The following is a 20484-nucleotide window of genomic DNA, read 5'->3' as shown; positions in this document are numbered from 1 at the left end:
CGAGGGCGCCGGCGCCTGCCGGGAGCCTTGCTCGGCGGGGCTGCCGGGCGACGGGGGCCGGTCCGGGGTCGCGGGGCGCTCGGTGAGCGGCCGGGCCGGGGGACGGCCGGGGGACGCCGGCTCGATCGCTGAGGGCGCCGGCGTCCGCGAGGCGGCCGCAGGGCCCCCTGAGAGGGGTTCGGGCGCGGGGGCGTCAGGTGCCTCGGCGGCTCCCGGCAGGGGTCGCTTGACCGAGGCCAGTCCGTTTCGGATCGCGAGCCGGATGCGACCCGCGTGGCGTATTCGGGGCGCCCGCCGTCTACGCGGTCCCCGCGATCTTCGGACACGCATGGTCCCACTGTCCGACGGATCCGCTCCGCCCGCGATGTGTGCTGTGCCACCCGGTGGAACCATCGTCCTGGTCCGCGACGTTTTTCCAGGTGCACGCGCGCGTGGCCGGTTCCCGGTCCACGCGCGCGCGTAGCTGATCACTGGACGCCTCGCCTGCGTACTGAAGGTTCCGAAAGAGAAGGGCGGCTCCGTGGACGTGCTCGACATCCTGCTGTTGCTGGTGATCGCCGCCTATGCGGCCTCCGGCTACCGGCGCGGCCTGGTGGCCGGTTGCGTCTCGTTCGCCGGCTTCGTCGGCGGCGCGGTCGTGGGCGTGTGGGTGCTGCCGTGGATGATGGACCTGGTGACACCGGGGAGCACGGCCGCGACGGTGACCGCGGTACTGACCGTGCTGGTCCCGGCCGCCGTCGGGCACGAGCTGGCGGGACGGCTGGCGCTCAGGCTGCGCCGGGAGCTGGACCAGGGTCCGCTGAGAGTCGCGGACGGCGTCGGCGGGGCCGCCGCCAACTCCGTCGCCGTGCTCGTCGTGGCCTGGGTCGCCGCCAGCGTGCTCGGCGCGTCCTCGTCCCCGCTGGTCACCACCGCCATCCGGGACTCCGCCCTGCTCGGCGCCGTCCAGGACTCCATGCCGGAGACCACGCCGTCCTGGTTCTCCCGGGCCACCTCCGCGCTCACCGAGGCGGGCTTCCCGCAGGTCTTCAACCCGTTCGAGAACGAGTCGACGGCCGAGGTCGCCAAGCCCACCGGCGACAGCGTCACGGCCGCCGCCACCGACGCCGCCAAGCTCAGCACCGTCAAGATCGAGGGCGCCTCCGGCACTCAGGGCCGCGAGGGCAGCGGCTTCGTGTACGCGCCGCAGCACGTGATGACCAACGCCCACGTGGTGGCCGGCATCGACAAGCCCAGCGTGCGGATCGGCGGGGTCGGGGAGGTGTACGAGGCCCGGGTGGTGCTGTTCGACCCGGACCGGGACGTGGCCGTGCTGTACGTCCCGGATCTCCGGGCGCCGGTGCTGCGCTTCGACGAGGGCGCCGCGCGGGGCGACTCCGCGGTGGTCGCGGGATATCCGCAGGACGGCGACCTGAACCTCCAGGCGGCCACGGTGGCGGGCCGGGTGAAGGCGACCGGCCAGAACATCTACAGCGACGCCACCGTCACCCGCGAGATCTACTCGATCCGCTCGACCGTCCGCCCCGGCAACTCCGGCGGCCCCCTGCTGACCACCTCCGGGAAGGTCTACGGCGTGGTCTTCGCCCGCTCCACCTCCGACGACGAGACGGGCTACGTCCTGACGGCCGACGAGGTCGCGGGCGCCGCCGAGAAGGCGGCGGACGCCACGTCACCGGTGGACACGGGCGAGCTGGTCACGTCGTAGTGCGACGGCCTCCCCGATGATGAGAGGGCCGGTCCCTTTCAGTCCTGTCGCGGAGGTCCCCGTGCCCGTGTTCTTCGTGCTCTCGCTGCTCGTGGCGGCGGTCGCGCTCTTCCTGGTGGTGCGCAGACGACGTACGACCGCAGCGGCCGACCAGGTCCTCAGAGACGGCGCCCCATGAGCACGTCGTCGACGTACTCGCCCGCCAGCAGGAACTCCTCGGGCAGCACACCCTCGACCGCGAAGCCCTCGGACTCGTAGAGCCTGCGGGCCGGGGTGTTGTGGCCGAGCACGCGCAGGGTGAGGCGGCGGGCGCCCCGGCGCCGGGCCTCCTCGGTGATCGCGCGGATCAGCGCCCGGCCGACACCGCGTCCACGGGCCCGGGCGCTGACGACGAAGCCCTGGATCTGACGCACATGGGCGTTCGCGTCGAGCCCGGTCGGGAAACCGAGACGGACGTACCCCAGGATGCGGCGGTCGGCCTCGGCGACCAGACAGTCACCGGGGAGGTGACGCTCGTCGAAGAACGGCCGGTAGGGCGGCTGCTGTTCGGGCAGGACCTCGTGCAGGGGCGACCATTCGGCCCGGTCGAGGCGGGCCAGCTCCTCTTCGTCGTCAGGAAGGGCGAGGCGTATGGACAGCTGGGACATGACCGCCAGCCTAGGGCGGGGGTACCGGAATCAGACATCGCTCTTACGCACTCACCAGGCAGGATGAGGTCATGCAACTTTCAAGAATCGCGGTGGCCGGGGCGTCCGGACTGATCGGCTCGGCCCTGGTGCGCTCCCTCACCGCGGACGGGCACGAGGTGGTACGCCTGGTGCGCCGGGAGCCCCGGGACGAGACCGAGGTCCGCTGGGATCCCGAGGCCGGACGGGTCGACACGGCCGGGCTCACCGGGTGCGACGCCGTGGTCAACCTCGCCGGGGCGGGCGTCGGTTCGCGGCGCTGGACGGAGACGTACAAGAAGCGCATCCACGACAGCCGGGTCAACGGCACGGCCGCCCTGGCCAAGGCCGTCGCCTCCCTGGACGAGCCGCCGCGGGTCTTCGTGAACGGCAGCGCGATGGGCTACTACGGCGAGACCGGCGACCGGGTCGTCGACGAGAACGCGCCCGCCGGGCAGGGCTTCCTGCCCGAGCTGTGCGTGGAGTGGGAGGGGGCGGCCGGGCCCGCGCAACGGGCGGGTGTGCGGACCGCGTTCACCCGCACCGGTCTGGTGGTGGGCCGCGGGGGCGGGGCCTGGGGCAAGTTGTTCCCGCTGTTCCAGGCGGGGCTCGGCGGGCGGATGGGCGACGGGGGTCAGTACTGGTCGTTCATCGCACTGCACGACGAGGTGGCGGCGATCCGGCATCTGCTGGAGACCGACGGGCTGTCGGGACCGTTCAACCTCACCGCCCCGGAGCCCCTGACGAACCGTGAGATCACCGAGGCCATGGGGCGTGTGCTGCACCGGCCGACGCTCTTCGCGGTCCCCGCGCCGGTGCTGCGCGCCGTGCTCGGCGAGATGGCCGGGGACGTGCTCGGCAGCGCGCGGGTGCGGCCGACGCGGTTGCTGGAATCGGGGTTCACGTTCGCGTTCCCGGACATCGACGGGGCGATCCGCGCGGCGTGAGAGGTCCCGTGGCCGCATGTGACGACATGCGACCGGTGTGCGACCGTGCCCTGTCGATGCGCGACTGTTCCTGACCGTTCACCGCCCTACCCTCGACCCGAACTCGGGTATCCCTGGAGCCTGTTGGGGGCATGACGTCTCCACCGGCCGCGCAACCTCGAGGAGGGGCACGTGCTTGAGCCCGCGTACCAGGCGGACGTCGTGATCGTGGGAGCCGGGGTCGCCGGGCTCTCCGCGGCGCATCGGCTGACCAGCCAAGGAGTGACCGTCGCGGTGTTGGAGGCCGCCCCCGGTGTGGGCGGCCGCATGTCGACCGAGAAGGTCGACGGCTTCCGGCTCGACCGGATCGGACAGTTGCTGTCCACGGCGTATCCCGAACTGCGGCTGACGCCGGGACTCGACGGGCTCGTACTGCGCCCGTTCGCGCCCGGGGTCCTGCTGCACGGCGACGGGCGTCACCACCGGGTGGACGCTCCGGCGGGAGCCCGGAGCGCGAGGGGCGCACTGCGAGCGGTGCGCGCCCTGGCGAGCGCCCCTCGGGGGGTGGCGGGGCCGGGGCTGGTGGCCGCGTCCCGCAGGGCCGCGTTCCGGGTGCTGCCCGGTGGCGGTCAGGGGACCGTGTCCCGGCCCGCCCGCGGGGCCGCGCCGCTCGGCGGTGCCGTCGATCAGGCCCGGCTCGGTACCGCGCTCGCCCGGTTCGCCCACGTGCCCGTCGAACGCCTCCTCGCACGTCCCGAAGTGCCCGCCGGGCAGGCGCTCGCGGCCCGGGGGCTGCCCGCGCGCACGATCGACGGCTTCCTGCGTCCGCTGCTCGCCGCGCTGCTGTGCGACCCCGCGCTGACGACGTCCAGCCGGTGCGCCGACCTCGCGCTGCGGGCCTTCGCGGGCGGGCGGCTGTGTGTGCCGGAGGGGGGCGCGGAGACGCTTCCGGAGCTGCTGGCACAGACGCTGCCGGCGGGAACCGTGCACACGGGGGTGCGGGTCACCTCCGTCGCGACCACGTCCGTGACCACGGCCGAGCACGGCGAGATCCGGTGCCGGGCGGTGCTGCTGGCAACGGACGCCCGGACGGCCGCCGAGTTGCTCCCCGGCCTGCGGGTGCCGGAGTTCCACCCGGTGACGGTCGTCCACCACACGACGGACGACCCGCCCCGCACGGGTTCCGCGCTGCTGCTGGACGCCGACCGGGGCGGCCCGGTGGCCCACACGGCGGTGATCAGCGAGGTCGACCCGAGCCGGGCCCCTTCGGGCCGGGCCCTGATCTCCTCGACGGTCCTGGGCACTCCCCCCTCGGACCTGGAAACGGCCGTACGCACCCATCTGGCCCGCCTGTACGGCACCTCCACGCACCGCTGGGAGACCCTCGCGGTCCACCACACCCGGGAGGCGGTCCCGGCCATGCCCGCCCCCCACGACCTCCGCCGCCCGGTACGCCTGCTGGCCGGCCTGTACGTCTGCGGCGACCACCGCGACACGAGCACGGTCCAGGGAGCACTGCACTCGGCCCACCGGGCGACGACGGCGATCCTCAAGGACCTGGGAGCAGCAGGCTCGATGCACAGGGCAGACCCGACTCCGACAGCTCAGGCGGCCTGACGGTTCACCCGCGCCCTGAAGGGGCGCGGGGAACGGCGCGACCAGCCACGACGCAGCGTCACATGGCATACATGCTGCGGAATTACGGCGAGACCTCTACCCCAGCGCAGCCACCTTGTCCCGATAACTGCGAACCGGCGCCGCATCTTTGTACGGCTCCAGCCGCCGCTCGAAGTCCCGCACGTACTCCACCGCCCGCACCGACCGCATCTCGGCCGCCTGCCCTGCGGCCTCCGCGGCCAACGCACACGCCTGGTCCAACTCCCCCAGCCCCAGCCTCGCAGAGGCCAGCACCACCCGGCAGAACAACCGACTCCGCGCATACGCCGGCGCCCGCAGCTGAAGCGAGCGCTCGGCGTGTTGCGCCGCCGCCCGGAACTGCTGCAGGTCCCGGTGACAGTGCCCGAACTCGTCGGCCAGCTGCGCCTCGTCGAAGAACCGTGCCCAGTGCGGGACCTCGTCACCGGGCCGCGCCGCCTCCAGGGCCCGTTCCGCGCGGACCAGCGACGCCGTGCACGCCCGCACCTCGCCCAGTACGCCGTGGCCGCGCGCCTCGGCCGAGTGCAGCAGCGCCTGCACGACCGGCGGTGCCGTCGTACCGACGCCCTGCTGGGCCACCCGCGCGAGCTGGATCGCCTCCCGGCCGTGCCCCAGGTACACGGCCTGCCGGCTCATCGTGACCAGCACGTACGCCCCGTACGCCCGGTCTCCCGCGGCCTGCGCGAGCCGCAGCGCCTGCACGAAGTAGCGCTGTGCGAGCCCGTGCGCCGCGATGTCGTACGACGTCCAGCCCGCGAGCCGGGTCAGGTCGGCCGCCGCGGCGAACAGCCGGCGCCCGGTCGTCTCGCCGTACGTGCCGCGCAGCATCGGCTCGCACTCGTGCTCCAGGTAACGGACCAGGGCCTGCCGGGCGTGGCCGCCGCCGTACTGGTCGTCGAGGGTGCGGAAGAGGTCGCCGACCGAGGCGAGCGCGGCGATGTCGCCCCCGCTGACCTTCTGGCCGGGTACGCGCTCGGCCTGGCCGCGCTGCCGGGGCACCACCGGGCGCCCCTGGGGAGGAACCCGGAGGGCGGGCTCGCCGCGGGCGACCCGGTCGTCGGGGCGGCCGATCAGCCAGTCACGGCTCGGCACCACCAGTCCGGCGGGCGTGAAAGCGATCTTGCGCAGTTCGGCGTGGCTGCCGGAGTCCTTGCGCCACAGCCCGCTGACGATGTCGACGGCCTCCTCGGGGCCCGCGGCGAACTCCAGCCCGGCATAGACGGGTGCGCAGGCGTCGAGGCCGAGGTCCTGCGCGGAGAGCCGGCGGCCGAGCCGGCGGGTGAAGACCTCGGCGATGAGGGCGGGTGTGGTGCCCCGGGGCTGCTGCCCGCGCAGCCACCGGGTCACGGATGTCTTGTCGTATCTGAGATCCAGCCCGTGTTCGAGACCGAGCTGGTCCACGCGTCGGGCGAGACCCGCGTTGGAGAACCCCGCTTCTGCGATGAGCGCGGCGAGCTGTCGGTTGGGAGTGCGCTGCGCGGGTCGTTCCGTCATCTGCGGTGCGGTCTCCTGCCTTTCGGGCCGTCACGTGGTCACGTGGTGCCCGGATTGCCTGTGAGCAGCCCTTATGGCCTCTGCGAACGGCGCGAATGTAGCGGAGAGTGAGCAGGCGATCGCACACTTCGACGTTCGTTCATCCGATCGTGTGAGGATTGCCCCCGGGGCTGACGCCCGCGGGCCGGACGTACAGTGGCGTAGGCACCGTTCGTGCCTTACGACCTTCTAGGGAGGCGCTTGCCGTGAGTGGGTTGCGGTTCGTCCGCATGGGGTTCGGTGCGGACGCGGTCGAGTACCAGGAAGCCTGGGACGAGCAGCGCCGGGTGCACGCGGCGCGGTTCGAGGACGAGATTCCCGACACGGTCCTGCTGCTCGAACACCCCCCTGTCTATACGGCGGGCCGGCGCACCGCGGACAGCGAGCGCCCCCTCGACGGGACCCCGGTCATCGACGTGGACCGCGGCGGCAAGATCACCTGGCACGGCCCGGGCCAGCTGGTGGGCTACCCGATCCAGAAGCTCCCGCGTCCGGTGGACGTGGTGGCGCACGTACGGCGCCTGGAGGAGGCCCTGATCCGCACCTGCGCGGAGTTCGGCCTGGAGACCAGCCGGGTCGAGGGCCGCAGTGGGGTATGGGTGCTCGGCGACCCGGTCGAGACGCGTCCGTCCCTCGGCGGGCTCTCCCTGGACTTCGATCCCCCGCTCACGGACGAGGAGTTCGACCCGCGCATGAACGGGCCGGAGTACGCCCCCTCCAACGCGGGCCAGCGGCGCGAGGACCGCAAGATCGCGGCGATCGGCATCCGCGTCGCCAAGGGCGTCACCATGCACGGCTTCGCGCTGAACGTGAACCCGGACAACAAGTGGTTCGACCGGATCATCCCCTGCGGCATCCGCGACGCCGGCGTCGCCTCCCTCGCCGGAGAGCTCGGCCGGGACGTGACGATCCACGAGGTGCTGCCCGTCGCCGAACGGCACCTGCGGGACGTGCTGGAGAACGCGGAACTGAAGCCGAGGGTGATCGAGAAGACACCGGCAGCCTGAACACCGCCGCAGACTTTCAAATCTACGGGCGTACCCTGAACAACGCCGAAGAATCAAACGCTAGGGAGCCGGTCGTGTCCGCAGTCGCCCCCGACGGACGCAAGATGCTGCGCCTGGAGGTCCGTAACGCCCAGACCCCCATCGAGCGCAAGCCCGAGTGGATCAAGACCCGGGCGAAAATGGGTCCCGAGTACACCGCGATGCAGAAGCTCGTGAAGAGCGAGGGCCTGCACACGGTCTGCCAGGAAGCCGGCTGTCCCAACATCTACGAGTGCTGGGAGGACCGCGAGGCGACCTTCCTCATCGGCGGCGACCAGTGCACACGGCGGTGCGACTTCTGCCAGATCGACACCGGCAAGCCCGAGGCCCTCGACCGCGACGAGCCGCGCCGCGTGGGCGAGTCCGTGGTCACCATGGACCTGAACTACGCCACCATCACCGGCGTCGCCCGCGACGACCTGGAGGACGGCGGCGCCTGGCTGTACGCCGAGACGGTCCGCCAGATCCACGAGCAGACGTCTTCTCGTGAGGCCGGCCGCACCAAGGTCGAGCTGCTGGCCCCCGACTTCAACGCCGTGCCGGAGCTGCTCCAGCAGGTCTTCGAGTCCCGCCCCGAGGTCTTCGCGCACAACGTCGAGACGGTCCCGCGGATCTTCAAGCGCATCCGCCCCGGCTTCCGCTACGAGCGCTCCCTGAAGGTCATCACCGACGCCCGCGACTTCGGCCTGGTCACCAAGTCCAACCTGATCCTCGGCATGGGCGAGACCCGCGAGGAGGTCAGCGAGGCGCTCCAGCAGCTGCACGACGCCGGCTGCGAGCTGGTCACCATCACGCAGTACCTGCGCCCGTCGGTGCGCCACCACCCCGTGGAGCGCTGGGTCAAGCCGCAGGAGTTCGTGGAGCTGAAGGAGGAGGCCGAGCAGATCGGCTTCTCCGGTGTGATGTCCGGGCCCCTCGTCCGGTCCTCCTACCGGGCCGGCCGGCTCTACCAGATGGCCGTAGAGAAGCGTGGTTCCTACGTCGCCTCGCAGGCGGTCTGAGAAGGTCCCAATGGCACGGAGTGCCACTCCAAACGTGTGAATCCGAGCACAAGCAACTACCGCTCGGTTGTGGCCGATTGACGCGGTCCCGGACATCCCCGCAGATAGGGGGGTCATCGGGGCCGCGTCCGTGTTTTCGGGCGGGCACCGAGGCTTCATGGGCGTTTGACCGGTCGGTCACGCGCTGGTAACACCATTCAGTGACGCTGGTTGTACACCGCGTGCACCACTCACCCGAGCCCGTCATCCCGAGGGGGACCTCCATCATGCAGGCCGCGCCGGTTCGCGCCACCGCCATCCCGTCGTTCACCACTGCACTGCGTGCCGTCGAGTCGCTGCTCATGAGCAGCGGTCAGCGCACCGCCCGACGCAACGCCTGGACCTCCGTCCTGGAGGACCGCCGCCGCGCCAAGGACCGGGTCGAGGTGCAGCGCGTGCTGGACCAGACCTTCACCATCAGCTCCTGAACCCTCCCGTTCGAGGGGCGGACACTGCCGTCGTCGGCGCCTGCGGGGCCACGTAGACTTCGGGGCATGGCGAGAAGTGACAGTGCGGCGGATGCCGCGAACCCCGGGCGACTGAAGCAGATCGCCCTGACGTACAAGATGACCCGCAAGGCCGACAAGAAGATCGGCCTGGTACTCGCGGGTGTCTTCATCCTCATCCTCGGCGTTTTTCTCGCCATCGGTTTCCTGATCGGCCACCCGGTCTACCTGGGCATTCTGGGCTTCCTGCTCGCCTTCCTCGGGACGGCGGTCATCTTCGGACGCCGGGCCGAGCGGGCCGCGTTCGGGCAGATGGAGGGCCAGCCGGGTGCCGCCGCGGCCGTGCTGGACAACATCGGCCGGGGCTGGACGACCACCCCCGCGGTGGCGATGAACCGCAGCCAGGACGTGGTGCACCGGGCCGTCGGCAAGGCCGGCATCGTCCTGGTCGCCGAGGGCAACCCGAACCGGGTCAAGGGCCTGCTGGCCGCCGAGAAGAAGAAGATGAACCGGATCGTCGCGGACGTGCCGGTGCACGACATCGTCGTCGGCACGGGCGAGGGCCAGGTCCCGCTGAAGAAGGTGCGGACCGCCATGCTCAAGCTGCCGCGCGTACTGACCGGCCCCCAGGTGACCGCCACCAACGACCGCCTGCGCGCGCTGGGCGACCTGATGAGCAACATGCCGTTGCCGAAGGGCCCGATGCCGAAGGGCATGAAGCTGCCGAAGGGCGGCGGCAAGGCCCGCTGACTTCTCTCGTACGACGATGGGGGCGCCCGGTGTCACACCGGGCGCCCCCATCGTCGTAACCGATCAGCAGTCGCTCTGGGCCGTTCTGCCCGCGAACCGGTCGCCGAGCCAGGAGACGACGTCGCCGACGGCCTGGTTGTCGGTGAGCAGATGGTCGCCGGCGTAGATCTTCCAGCCCGTCTTCACGCCCGCCGCGCAGTAGGCGGCGCGGACGGCGTCCTCGGTGGCGGTGGGGATGACCTCGTCGAGGGCGCCGCGGTACTGGAGGACGGGGAAGGCGATCCGGTAGGTCCCGAGGTTCACGCCGAGTTTCTGGGCGTCCAGGACCTGACCCCAGGTGCGGCCGTCGCTGCCGCGCTGCCGGTAGAGCTGGTCGAGGGTGAGCCCGGCCGTGGTGAAGTCCTTGATGCTCTTGCCCGCGAGGGCGGTGACGGTGCCCGCCACGCAGACGGACTTGGCGGTCTTCACCGCCTCCCGGCCCTGGTCGTTGAGGAGCGAGTCGAGGGGCAGCGCGGGATAGGCGGCCTGGACGCCGATGGCCGCGTCGGCGAGGAAGCCGGAGAAGGCGCTGCCGTCGAGCCCGGCCGCCACCTCCTTCAGGTCACCGGGGATGCCGCCCGAGGCGTCCCCGACGACGTTGAGCTCGGGTGCGTAGCCCGCCGCCAGCTGGGCCGCCCACAGGCTGGCCGCGCCGCCCTCGGAGTACCCCCACAGCCCGATACGGGTCTGCCGGGACAGGCCGCTGCCCGGTACCGCGGGGGCGGCGCGGGCGATGTCGAGCAGGGCGTGCCCGGAGTCGGTGCCGGCGACATAGGGGTGCGTCTGGCCGTCGAGGTAGCCGGGACCGTCGGTCGCGGCGACGGCATACCCGGCCTTGAGCAGGGCCGCGATGTTGTCGCCCTCGTACTCGTCCTGGTAGGCCCCGGCGAGCTGCCTGGAGAACGCGCACTGCGGGCCCAGGCCGAGGGTGCCGGGGTGGAAGGCGACGACGGGGCGGCTGCCGGAGCCGGTCCAGGGCGCCGTGGGGACGGCGAGGGTGCCGGAGACGGCGACGGGTCGGCCCTGGTGGTCGGTGGAGCTGTAGAGGACCTTCCACGCGGACATGGCGACATTGCCCGGCACCTGGCTCAGCGTGACGGAACGGCAGGCCAGCACGGTGCCCGGGGTGGAGGGGACGGTGGCGGGGGGTGTGTAGACGTCCGCGTCGGCGGCCGTGCAGGCGGCGGACCGCTCGGCCGCGGGTGCTCCGGAGACGAGGACGCCGCCCAGCATAGCGGCGACGAGGGCGGTGACAAGTGCGGGTCTCTTCATCGGTCCGGCATGTCCCTTCGCAACGGGGGAGGGTTGCTTGGGTGCCAGACGCTAGGTGCCCGGACCTACTGACCTGTAGTCAGCCGCCGCGCATGTTCATGGCCGCAGCTGTCAGGACACGACAAACGCGCCTCTCAGGCCAGCACGAAGGCGCCTGTCAAGGCAGGACAGAGACGCGGACTTTGTCAGATCCGCACTTCCACGGTCTGCGCGAGCCGGTCGTGCAGGCCCCTGCCGTCGCGGTCCCAGATCAGGGCGGGGAGGGCGAGGCAGAGCAGGACCGTGCGCAGGAGGGCGCGCGCCGGATGCACGCGGCCGGTGTCGAGGGCGACCACGCGCAGGCCGAAGAGGCGCTTGCCCGGGGTGAAGCCGATGGTGGCGACCGTGAGGACGCCCATCACGAAGAAGACCAGCAGTGACCAGTTCGAGGTCGACGGGTCACCGTAGCTCTGAGTGATCAACTGGGATGCAATCAGGACGCTCATCGCCCAGTCCACGGCGAGTGCGCCCAGCCGCCGCCCAGGGCGGGCGATCGACCCCGGCCCCTCCTCCGGCAGGCCGAGCTGCTGTCCGCGGTATCCGAAGTCGACACCGGCATCCTCGGCGGCCGCGCGGGGGCCGGAGAGCCACGATCCGATTGCATCCCTCTTGTCCACGCGTCCACGGTACCGCCGGCGTTTCGGGATACGGACAGGTGGGGCGGGGCCGACGATGTCCGGTTAACTTGTGCGAAACAAATGGGTCACGCCCGAGAAACCACCCGTCCCTAGGGTCGTGGACAGCGTGTGCCACCGCACTGGCCGCACGAACGAACTACCACCCCGGTCCAGGAACGGTCGGGAGTAGGAGGAGCTGGATGTTCCAGAACGCCGACGAGGCCAAGAAGTTCATCGCGGACGAGGATGTCAAGTTCGTCGACGTCCGCTTCTGCGACCTGCCGGGCGTCATGCAGCACTTCACGCTGCCCGTCGAGGCGTTCGACCCGGACGAGGAGCTCGCCTTCGACGGCTCGTCGATCCGCGGCTTCCAGGCCATCCACGAGTCCGACATGGCGCTGCGCGCGGACCTGTCGACGGCCCGGGTGGACCCCTTCCGCCGCGACAAGACGCTGAACATCAACTTCTTCATCCACGACCCGATCACCGGCGAGCAGTACAGCCGTGACCCGCGGAACGTGGCGAAGAAGGCCGAGGCCTACCTGGCGTCGACCGGTATCGCGGACACCGCGTACTTCGGCCCCGAGGCCGAGTTCTACGTCTTCGACTCCGTGCGCTTCGCGACCAGCGCGAATGAGTCCTTCTACCACATCGACTCCGAGGCCGGCGCCTGGAACACCGGCGCCCTCGAGGACAACCGCGGTTACAAGGTCCGCTACAAGGGCGGATACTTCCCGACCCCGCCGGTCGACCACTTCGCCGACCTGCGCGCGGAGATCTCCCTGGAGCTGGCGGCCTCCGGCCTCCAGGTCGAGCGCCAGCACCACGAGGTGGGCACCGCCGGCCAGGCCGAGATCAACTACAAGTTCAACACGCTGCTCGCCGCGGCCGACGACCTCCAGCTCTTCAAGTACATCGTGAAGAACGTGGCCTGGCGCAACGGCAAGACCGCGACCTTCATGCCGAAGCCGATCTTCGGTGACAACGGCTCGGGCATGCACGTCCACCAGTCCCTGTGGACCGGCGGCTCCCCGCTCTTCTACGACGAGGCCGGTTACGCGGGCCTGTCGGACATCGCCCGCTACTACATCGGCGGCATCCTCAAGCACGCCCCGTCGCTGCTGGCCTTCACCAACCCGACGGTGAACTCGTACCACCGTCTGGTGCCGGGCTTCGAGGCGCCGATCAACCTGGTGTACTCGCAGCGCAACCGCTCCGCGGCCATGCGTATCCCGATCACGGGCTCCAACCCGAAGGCCAAGCGCGTCGAGTTCCGCGCGCCCGACTCCTCCGGCAACCCGTACCTCGCCTTCTCGGCGCTCCTCCTGGCGGGCCTGGACGGCATCAAGAACAAGATCGAGCCGGCCGAGCCGATCGACAAGGACCTGTACGAGCTGGCTCCCGAGGAGCACGCGAACGTCGCCCAGGTCCCGACCTCCCTCCCGGCGGTCCTCAACTCCCTCGAGGCCGACCACGAGTTCCTCCTCCAGGGCGACGTCTTCACGCCGGACCTGATCGAGACGTGGATCGACTTCAAGCGGACGAACGAGATCGCCCCGCTGCAGCTGCGTCCGCACCCGCACGAGTTCGAGCTGTACTTCGACGTGTAGGCCCTAACTAGGCTCTGAGCTGGCCGGACCCTCTGCGGACTCTTCTACAGTCCGCAGAGGGTCCGCAGTTTTGTTGATCATGGGACTCATGGCGCGTTCGAGAGTGGACCTCGTGGACTCGTCGGAGTCGGGCCACATGTGACCGTATGTATCCAGCGTCGTCTTCGCAGACGAGTGCCTCAGCCGCTGTTGAACGACCTTCACGTCGCTGCCGCCCGCGATCAGCAGCGAGGCGAAGAAGTGCCGCAGGTCATGGAAGCGGAAACCCTCGGGCAAGCCAGCTACCTGCTTCCGGATCCGGCGCATGTGCCGCTCGACCTTCCACGGGCCCAGCTGGACACCGTCGTCGTCTGGCACCACCCATCCGCCGTCGCGGCCGTCGAGCAGCCGCTTCAGCTCCCCCACAAAGCTGTCAGGGATCGGGATCGCGGACATGCTCGTCTCAGTCTTCAGCGGCTCAGCCGGGTACTGCACTGCGGGTGTGATGGCACGCGCGTCCAAGTCGACGTCGACGAGACGGAGCCCGCACACCTCGGCGACGCGCAGGCCGGCGAACGCTCCCAGCAGGATCGCCGGCCGGTACTTCTCCTCTGCCGCTTCGTACAGCGCCCACAGCTGCGCTTCGGTCGCCACGTAGGCCCGCTGCTTCCCGGTGCCGGGCGTCGTCTTCCTGCTGCACGGGTTACTGGCCAGCTTCCGGGCGCCCACGGCGTCCTCGAGAACCTGCTTCAGTCGAGAGTGCAGCGCGAACTGGTACGACTGCGACAGCCCCTCCCGCTTCAGCTTGGCCGTCCATCGCTTGACGGCCATCTCATCGACGGCCATCAACGGCAGCGGCCCGAACTCCTTCCGGATCCGGGCCAGGTGAACCCGAGCCTGCCGCTCCGTCGACTCCCGGTGCGCATAGGTCTCCAGCCAGGCGTCACACCACTGGTCAACGGTGAGCTTCTTGTCCTTCGGGTCGACGTAGGTGTTGGTCACCAGCGCGGCCGTGACCTCGTCGAGCCAGCGCTCGGCGTCGACCTTCCGGGCGAAGTGCCGGGCATGCTCCTTACCGGCGAGATCCCGGTACCGGGCCCGGTACTTACCATTCGGGCGCTTCTTGATGCTCTTGCTCGCCACCGCGGCCACTCTCCTTGGTAGGACTGTGCGTGAGTCCCTCGATGGGGCTCGGCTGGGGTCAGTTGAGCAGGCCGGGATGGGCCTCAGGCGGGCGTTTCCGCGTTGGCTGCGGTGAGGCGGCACGGAACGCCGCAGCTTCCTTGGCAGTCTTCTGCCGGTGACACGGATCGCACGCGCCCTGAAGGGCCTCGAGCTCGTGGTTATCCGTCTTCGGGACGATGTGGTCAGCGACGGTCGCAGGACGCACGAAGCAGATCTGGCAGACCACATCCCGCTCGATCACGGCCTTACGGCGCTTCGGCCAGTCCTTCGGGAGGCGCTTGACCCTGTCCGACGTATTCCAGTTATGAGCCATCAGGACTCCCCGATTCGGGCGAAACGGACCTGCGGAGGGCTCCCCTTGGGGATCTTGCAGCCATCGAAGACGTATAGGCGCTGTCTCCCTGCTCGGGTCTGGGGCTTTGGATCATGGGTTGCGGATCCCCGCCCGCGGCCCACTCGTCGCACGCCTCCTTCCAGCGGAAGTGGCCGAAGTAGTACCGCTCGATGTCGTCGCTCGGGTCCTCTGACCAGAGTTCCGGCCGGTACTCGGCAAGCCAGTCGGGCATACCGGCAGGCGGCTCCCCAGGGCGACGGGTACGCGGCCGGCTCACGCGCCGTTCCAGCGGGTGAGAGCAGCCTTCCGGGCCCGCTGGGTACGCCACTGGGCATCCCGGCCGGCCTGCTCCTCGTCGGGCAGCTTCAGCAGCCCCAACAGGCGGGCGACCAGGCCGCGGTGCTGACGTAGCTCCTGCACGATCGGGTTGGCGACCGGCTGACCCTGCGACCCGGTGACGACCAGGGCGGCGCCCCGCAATCCCTCCTCCAGCCGCTCGATCAGGTCGACTTCACGGCACGCGTCCTCGAGGACGCGCAACTCGTCGACCCTCAACTCGTGGTCGGCGAGCACGCCACGCCACAACTCGACGCCCCGAACACCCAGGTCAACGGGCGGTTCGGGCAGTTCATCGGCGCCCTGGATCAGATCCATGACGATCTCCTTCGTTCGGGAAAACACAGCGCCGTAGCACGCAGACGGTCGTGTGCTATACGTCTTCGATGGCTGAGAGGTCCGGGGGGCGGGGTCCGGCCCCACCCTGCGGGCGTCTGGTTGGTCCCGCTTTGGGTTGCGGTCCGGCCGGCCACTCAGGGGACCGGCCGGACCGCGGTGTCGACGCTGCGACGCGGGCCTCGTCATGCCCAGTGATCCGACTCGCGGAGCGTCGACGTTCATGGGTCAGCCTCGCAGTGCCGTTGTGACCGCGTGCTGAGCCTGCGAGCGTGACATTCCTGTGGTCATGACGACTGCGACTGCGTCGTGCCAGCGCTCCATGGCTGCTGCCCGGTCGCGTACCTCGCCTGGTGTGGCGAGCTGCAGCTCGAAGTGCGGTGAGCGTGCGAGGTACAGCCATCTGCTGACGGGCTGGCCCTTGAGCTCTCGCCACTCGCGGCGGGCCGGCCCGACCTGGTCGCGCAGCTTGTGGGCGAACACGTCGGCGCTGGTGGGCTCGGCGATCTTGGCTACCGCGTACAGCTCGTTGTCGCGGCCTCCGTCGCCTCCGACTGCCTTGGCCATGTCCTGCCGGTCGTTGACGAGCTGGTCGAGCTGGTGGGCTGCGCTCTCCGCCTTCTCCCACGCTGCTGTGATCTTCGGGTCGTTCCAGTCGAGGAGGTGTACGTCGAGCTGCTCGGGCAGCTTCTTCGACTGCGTGGCGAGCGCCTTGACCAGCCCGGTGAACTCGGGTTGCAGGGCGAGGATCCAGCCGGGCACCCGATCCTTGACGAGCTGGTTGTAGCGGCGGGCGACGGGTTCCTTGAAGTCGCCCGCGATGGCCCGGTGGGATTCGGCGATGCGCTGCTGGTGCGCCCGTTCCTCGATGAGCGCGGCCAGCTGCTCGGCGGTCGTCGGGATGTCGTCGACGGTGGGCCGGTCCGGGGCCCGCATCTGGCCGGCGTTCACGACGACCTGCCACATGGCGTGGCAGGCGTCGATGTCCTGGGGGACGGCCAGGCCGCGGCGACGTGCGGCCCTGACCGCCGTCTGCGCCTTGCCGGTGTCGTGCTCGAAGGTGATCACGCGGCTTCACCGCCGTCGCTGTAGTCGGTCTCGGCGGCCCGGGAGATCTCGTGCGGCTTGAGGCCGTCGAGGATGCCCGGCATGGGCTTGGCGTACTGCTGGGCGACGTTGAGGCGCCACACCGCATCGTTGGTGTCGGGCATCTGCACGAGGTCGATGACGTGCCTCATGTACGCGTCGTTGGATCCGTCCGCGTTCCACACGTCGACTGCGTTGTGCCAGCCGTTCTCGAAGGCGACGCCGGCGATGGTGCGGGCCAGCTGCTTGTCTCCGTCGAACTGGGCGTTGCGAATCATGGTGGCGGCCTCGTCCGCGTCCTGGATCTGGGAGGCCATCCGGCGTGCCTCCCGGCTGGCCGCGGGGTCGGCCGCGGTGTCGGAGCCGAACGCCTTCTTGGCGAGCTGCTGCTTGTGGGCCTTCACCTTGTCGATGTGCTGGTCGAGCATCTGCTGAATCTGTTCGGCGGCCGGCTTGTACACCTTGGCGGCGGCCGACCGCTTCGCCTCGGGCGTGAGGTCCCTGCGGGCGCCGATCCGCTCGATGGTCTCGTTTGCGCGGTCCCGGATCTGGGCGGCCTTCGCAGTGTGGGCGTCCATCGCCTTCTGGAAGTCGGAGGTGTTCTGTTCGTCGGTGCGGAGAAAGCGGCGCTGGAACTCGGCGGGGCTGGTCATGAGGGATTCCTTTCGGTGGCGTACTTGTCTCGGTGGGATCGGGTGCCGCGGCGGGGGCTGCACGTCGAGCAGACGGCACGGTTACCGGCGTACTGGTGGCACTGACGGCAGATGCGGCCGCTTCTCTTCCTGTCCTGCTTCCGGCTCACGCTCAGTTACTCCTCTCCTGCTGCGCTGAAAATTCGGGCTCTGTTCTCGGCGAGATTGCGTAACCCGCCCTTTGCGGCACGTCGAGCCCTCTGACCTGCAAGAATCTCGGCCCATGCGGGTTACGCACGGCTGCGTAACCTGGGCCTGCCCGTGCCGGGGTTACGCACGGCTGCGTAACCCCGCCTTCTGCGCCTTGACCTGGGCGTTTTCGCTTCCGGATCCGGGTTACGCAATCCGGCCGGAGAGAGGGGGCGTCTTTCTCAACGAGCAGGGCCATGTGTCACTCTCCGTCGCCGGTGTCGGTTTCGGTGCTGACGATCTGACCCGGCGCGAAGACGAGCATCCGGGCGAGGCGGCCGTCGAGTTTCTTGGGGATGAGGTAGGCCGGTCGGGACTTCTCGTTCTTGACGAGGGCCTCGGCTTCGAGCCAGCTGGGCAGGACGGCATCGAGGTCGTAGTTCGCTCGCTGCAGCACGTCACGCAGACGCTGAGGCAGCAGAGCCACGGTCGGCACTCCGTCGATCTGGAGATCCCGCCCGATCCATCCGCTGAACGGCGCCTTCTCCTCCGTGTGCGGGCTCCACAACTCCGAACCGTGTGAAGCGACGTACTCGCGGACGACGTCGAGCGCCATCTCGCCCCGGTTGTCAGTCTGATCCGCCATGGCGAACAGTCGGCGCCAGACGTCCATCTCCGGGGGCGAGAAGGGCACGATGCCCCACTGGTGGGAGAGTTCGGCGGCAAGGGCCAGGCAGGCCACGAACGGCGCACGCCGGGCCGACATGTCACTGTCGTAACGGTGCGCTTCCGTCAGTTCCTTGTGACGGGCTACGAGCTTGCGCTTGCCGTCGCCAGCCAGGGCGTCGAGCAGTTTTTCGATGTATCGGGGGCCGGCTGTTCCGTAGTTCTCTGCCGTCCCGTCCCGTACCTCGATGGCTGCCGAGGCAGACTCCGGTCCGTCCGTACCGAAGGGGGCTTCCTTGATGCTCAGGACACGCGCCCCGGCACCCTGGTCAGTGGTGAACGTGAGCACCGACTGCTCGCCGGTAGACACGACGACGGTTCGCCAGGGAAGCCCGGACGGCCACCCCCCGCCGCGGGCCGCCCCGTGGTTCTTCGGGATGGCGTAGAGCAGGCCGTGAACCATCTCAGGGTTCTGGACGAGCTTGGTCTCGTCGAAGACGACCGGCAGGCCGTTGACGAGGTTCAGCCGCTTTTCGGCGGCCAGCATCGTGGTCCTCCACGAGTAGAGACCGTCAGCCTTCTCGCTCGGGTCGGCCCACGCGCTCATCCCGCCAGCTGCCGCTGTTGTCTTGCCCCGGGTTGAACGTCCACAGATGTCGACCGCGAACGAGTTGACGCCGAGGATCTGCAGGAGAGGCGCGGCAAGGCAGGCGTACAGCGCCATCTGTGCGGCCGGGTAGGACTCCATGCGCTTGATGGCGGCCTGCCATCCGGTGAACGTTCCGGCCGGTTCGTGTGCGGCCAACGCAGGCTTCTGCTCGTCATACTTGACCTCGACACGATGCGGGGCATCCTGCGAGGTGACGAACGTGCCGTCCTGCTGCCAACCCAGCTGCCGGGCGAGGTGCACCCGCGGGATCAGCTTCTGGTTCCAGGATTCGAAGGCCGCCAGGTAGCGTTCGGCCAGCTTGGCGTCAGCCTCAATCACGGGCAGGCCAGCATCTCCGAGGGTGGCCACCAGGATGCGGCCACGTCGGACGACGGAGCGCTGAACTGTCCTGGTGACGACCTGCCCGCGGTCGACCCATGCCAGCTCTACGGCCTGGTCGCCGATCGGGTCGACGTAGACGGACCGGATGACCAGGGGCGCCCATGCGATGCGCACGTCGATGAAGGTCTCTTTGGCGACCTGCTTTTCGACCCACACCCCGCTATAGCTGATCTTGTATCCGGTGGGCATGCGGACGCCCTCGGGAACGAGACCGTGACGGTCCTGCCATTCCTCGGTCGCCTGCTCGGTCGCGTCGTCGGTCATACCCGCACCCCCCGCCCAGCCGAGGCGACGGTGCGCATGGCCTCGCCTGCGCCCAATCCGACCTGTACAGCCGCTCCGACGAGCTCGGCCTCAACGTCGCTGCCCGCGACATGTCCGTCTCGCACGTGCTCCCACGCCTTCGCGGCAGCCCAGAAGAGACGGTCGTTGCGGTTGCCCTGACTGGAGTTGAGGACGACGTTGACGAGACCCTGCAGCGCCCGGGTGGCACTGTCTTCGGACATAGCCGCCTGCCGACGCTGCGGCTGCTGCCGGGGCGCGGGCGGAAGCATCAGTCGGAGCAGGTGTTCCGGGATCGGCTGGGGCTCGATGTATCCGGTCTTGGGGTGCAGGACGTATTCGCCCTTGCGGCCGATGCTGCCGGGTCCGACGAGGTAGCCGCGGCTACTGCGGACGTCGATGGCGGGTCCGACCTTGCCGACCGAGTTGGGCACGATCGTGCCGCCCGGTACGGCCAGCCACAGATGGAAGCCACCGGACGGGGTGCACACGGTAGTCGTGCGCGGGATCTCGAACCCGTGACGGCCGGCGAGCCGGTTGAGAGTGGCGACGCCGTCGACGTTCTCTTTGCGGTCAAGGTCGAGGCCGACGAGTCGGGCTCCGCAGCGGATGCCGTAGCCGACCGCCTTGGGGGCCTGCTCGAACAGCCACCGGACGGTGTCCGGGTCGTTGGTGGCGTCTCCTACACCGTGCCCGGGGGTGCCGCACTGGTGCATGCCCTGGCAGGTGTGCCCCTTCTCGTGTGGGGACCGGATGATCGGCGTCTTGTTGATGGAGAGGGGGAACACCTCGTATCCCCAGCCGATGGCATTGAGGGCTGCATCGAGGGCCTTGCCGTGGTTGCTCATGCCGCCCCCTTGTTCTTGAATTCGAGGACGTAGTGCGCGCCGCACGGTGCGTCTTTCTCGCCCAAGCCGATGTGCCTGTGCCAGTCACGGCACTTGGGACAACGGGCTGCGAACTCAGTCCGGCCGGACGTCTGCACGGGTACCGGGCGGGCAACGAGCTGTGGCACGATTGCCTCCGCGCCACCGCGTGCGCTGTTTTCACGAAGCCCGGGAGCT

Annotated in this window: 19 protein-coding genes; 8 read left to right on the top strand and 11 right to left on the bottom strand. The window is 69.9% G+C overall.

Translation table 11 applies throughout. The features are described 5' to 3' along the window. Positions 1–520 precede the first annotated feature (520 nt). Positions 521–1705: a MarP family serine protease gene (locus ABZT02_RS09680; protein WP_356015968.1), complete on the top strand. Its 1185-nt coding sequence runs from the start codon at positions 521–523 to the stop codon at positions 1703–1705. 158 nt (positions 1706–1863) lie between these two features. Here ABZT02_RS09680 and ABZT02_RS09675 read toward each other — a convergent pair whose 3' ends face one another. Beyond that, positions 1864–2352, bottom strand: coding sequence for a GNAT family N-acetyltransferase (locus ABZT02_RS09675; RefSeq protein WP_356015966.1), 489 nt, complete (start codon positions 2350–2352; stop codon positions 1864–1866). 71 nt (positions 2353–2423) lie between these two features. On the opposite strand from ABZT02_RS09675, the gene ABZT02_RS09670 reads away from it, so the two are divergent. Together ABZT02_RS09670 and ABZT02_RS09665 are read left to right on the top strand one after the other, a co-directional pair. Beyond that, the gene (locus ABZT02_RS09670; RefSeq protein ID WP_356015964.1) at positions 2424–3317 is read left to right on the top strand and encodes a TIGR01777 family oxidoreductase; all 894 of its coding nucleotides are present in this window, start codon (positions 2424–2426) and stop codon (positions 3315–3317) included. Between the two features lie 171 nt (positions 3318–3488). Further along, positions 3489–4913 (top strand): NAD(P)/FAD-dependent oxidoreductase, encoded by a 1425-nt coding sequence (locus ABZT02_RS09665; protein ID WP_356015962.1) that lies wholly within the window; start codon positions 3489–3491, stop codon positions 4911–4913. A gap of 96 nt (positions 4914–5009) precedes the next feature. Here ABZT02_RS09665 and ABZT02_RS09660 read toward each other — a convergent pair whose 3' ends face one another. Beyond that, on the bottom strand, positions 5010–6446 hold the full coding sequence (locus ABZT02_RS09660; RefSeq protein WP_356015960.1) for a regulator: 1437 nt from the start codon (positions 6444–6446) through the stop codon (positions 5010–5012). A 245-nt stretch (positions 6447–6691) separates the two neighbouring features. Here ABZT02_RS09660 and lipB point away from each other — a divergent pair, with 245 nt between their 5' ends. From lipB to ABZT02_RS09640, 4 genes are all read left to right on the top strand, one after another. Beyond that, entirely contained in the window at positions 6692–7492 is an 801-nt protein-coding gene (gene lipB / locus ABZT02_RS09655) for a lipoyl(octanoyl) transferase LipB (RefSeq protein WP_356015958.1), read from the top strand. Positions 7493–7566: 74 nt separating this feature from the next. After that, positions 7567–8532: a lipoyl synthase gene (gene lipA / locus ABZT02_RS09650; protein ID WP_037719636.1), complete on the top strand. Its 966-nt coding sequence runs from the start codon at positions 7567–7569 to the stop codon at positions 8530–8532. 266 nt (positions 8533–8798) lie between these two features. Then, positions 8799–8999: a hypothetical protein gene (locus ABZT02_RS09645; protein WP_356016328.1), complete on the top strand. Its 201-nt coding sequence runs from the start codon at positions 8799–8801 to the stop codon at positions 8997–8999. Between the two features lie 66 nt (positions 9000–9065). After that, a complete protein-coding gene (locus tag ABZT02_RS09640; RefSeq protein WP_356015955.1) occupies positions 9066–9767 on the top strand; it encodes a DUF4191 domain-containing protein in 702 nt (233 codons plus the stop codon). A 63-nt stretch (positions 9768–9830) separates the two neighbouring features. Here the strand turns inward: ABZT02_RS09640 and ABZT02_RS09635 are convergent, their stop codons facing one another. After that, on the bottom strand, positions 9831–11078 hold the full coding sequence (locus ABZT02_RS09635; RefSeq protein WP_356015953.1) for a lipase family protein: 1248 nt from the start codon (positions 11076–11078) through the stop codon (positions 9831–9833). Positions 11079–11263: 185 nt separating this feature from the next. After that, complete coding sequence (locus ABZT02_RS09630) at positions 11264–11734, bottom strand: RDD family protein (protein ID WP_356015952.1); 471 nt, start codon at positions 11732–11734, stop codon at positions 11264–11266. Between the two features lie 200 nt (positions 11735–11934). Here ABZT02_RS09630 and glnA point away from each other — a divergent pair, with 200 nt between their 5' ends. Further along, entirely contained in the window at positions 11935–13344 is a 1410-nt protein-coding gene (gene glnA / locus ABZT02_RS09625) for a type I glutamate--ammonia ligase (protein ID WP_356015951.1), read from the top strand. A gap of 3 nt (positions 13345–13347) precedes the next feature. Here the strand turns inward: glnA and ABZT02_RS09620 are convergent, their stop codons facing one another. The 7 genes from ABZT02_RS09620 to ABZT02_RS09590 form a co-directional block, all read right to left on the bottom strand. Next, positions 13348–14466 (bottom strand): site-specific integrase, encoded by a 1119-nt coding sequence (locus tag ABZT02_RS09620; RefSeq protein WP_356015949.1) that lies wholly within the window; start codon positions 14464–14466, stop codon positions 13348–13350. A 58-nt stretch (positions 14467–14524) separates the two neighbouring features. Further along, entirely contained in the window at positions 14525–14821 is a 297-nt protein-coding gene (locus ABZT02_RS09615; protein WP_356015948.1) for an HNH endonuclease signature motif containing protein, read from the bottom strand. Between the two features lie 294 nt (positions 14822–15115). Further along, the gene (locus ABZT02_RS09610) at positions 15116–15496 is read right to left on the bottom strand and encodes a hypothetical protein (protein ID WP_356015947.1); all 381 of its coding nucleotides are present in this window, start codon (positions 15494–15496) and stop codon (positions 15116–15118) included. A 246-nt stretch (positions 15497–15742) separates the two neighbouring features. Then, positions 15743–16582 (bottom strand): hypothetical protein, encoded by an 840-nt coding sequence (locus ABZT02_RS09605; protein ID WP_356015944.1) that lies wholly within the window; start codon positions 16580–16582, stop codon positions 15743–15745. Then, positions 16579–17253 (bottom strand): hypothetical protein, encoded by a 675-nt coding sequence (locus ABZT02_RS09600; protein ID WP_356015943.1) that lies wholly within the window; start codon positions 17251–17253, stop codon positions 16579–16581. The genes ABZT02_RS09605 and ABZT02_RS09600 overlap by 4 nt, the downstream gene beginning before the upstream one ends. Before the next feature lie 430 nt (positions 17254–17683). Next, the gene (locus ABZT02_RS09595; protein ID WP_356015942.1) at positions 17684–19402 is read right to left on the bottom strand and encodes a DUF927 domain-containing protein; all 1719 of its coding nucleotides are present in this window, start codon (positions 19400–19402) and stop codon (positions 17684–17686) included. Beyond that, positions 19399–20268 carry a bifunctional DNA primase/polymerase gene (locus ABZT02_RS09590; protein WP_356015941.1) on the bottom strand — a complete coding sequence of 290 codons (870 nt, stop codon included), beginning with the start codon at positions 20266–20268 and terminating at the stop codon, positions 19399–19401. The genes ABZT02_RS09595 and ABZT02_RS09590 overlap by 4 nt, the downstream gene beginning before the upstream one ends. Between the last annotated feature and the right edge of the window lie 216 nt (positions 20269–20484).

Origin of the sequence: Streptomyces sp. NPDC005402, assembly GCF_040606575.1 — a bacterium.
In the GTDB taxonomy this organism is placed as follows: Bacteria; Actinomycetota; Actinomycetes; order Streptomycetales; family Streptomycetaceae; genus Streptomyces.
The sequence above is the reverse complement of the archived record's forward strand: the minus strand, read 5'-3'. Positions and strand labels throughout refer to the sequence as shown.

Coding starts and splice junctions, on each gene's coding strand:
- ABZT02_RS09640 (WP_356015955.1), top strand. CDS start 9,066: ATGGCGAGAAGTGACAGTGCGGCGGATGCCGCGAACCCCGGGCGACTG.
- ABZT02_RS09660 (WP_356015960.1), bottom strand. CDS start 6,446: ATGACGGAACGACCCGCGCAGCGCACTCCCAACCGACAGCTCGCCGCG.
- ABZT02_RS09670 (WP_356015964.1), top strand. CDS start 2,424: ATGCAACTTTCAAGAATCGCGGTGGCCGGGGCGTCCGGACTGATCGGC.
- ABZT02_RS09675 (WP_356015966.1), bottom strand. CDS start 2,352: ATGTCCCAGCTGTCCATACGCCTCGCCCTTCCTGACGACGAAGAGGAG.
- ABZT02_RS09645 (WP_356016328.1), top strand. CDS start 8,799: ATGCAGGCCGCGCCGGTTCGCGCCACCGCCATCCCGTCGTTCACCACT.
- ABZT02_RS09615 (WP_356015948.1), bottom strand. CDS start 14,821: ATGGCTCATAACTGGAATACGTCGGACAGGGTCAAGCGCCTCCCGAAG.
- ABZT02_RS09595 (WP_356015942.1), bottom strand. CDS start 19,402: ATGACCGACGACGCGACCGAGCAGGCGACCGAGGAATGGCAGGACCGT.
- ABZT02_RS09590 (WP_356015941.1), bottom strand. CDS start 20,268: ATGAGCAACCACGGCAAGGCCCTCGATGCAGCCCTCAATGCCATCGGC.
- ABZT02_RS09600 (WP_356015943.1), bottom strand. CDS start 17,253: ATGACCAGCCCCGCCGAGTTCCAGCGCCGCTTTCTCCGCACCGACGAA.
- ABZT02_RS09610 (WP_356015947.1), bottom strand. CDS start 15,496: ATGGATCTGATCCAGGGCGCCGATGAACTGCCCGAACCGCCCGTTGAC.
- glnA (WP_356015951.1), top strand. CDS start 11,935: ATGTTCCAGAACGCCGACGAGGCCAAGAAGTTCATCGCGGACGAGGAT.
- ABZT02_RS09635 (WP_356015953.1), bottom strand. CDS start 11,078: ATGAAGAGACCCGCACTTGTCACCGCCCTCGTCGCCGCTATGCTGGGC.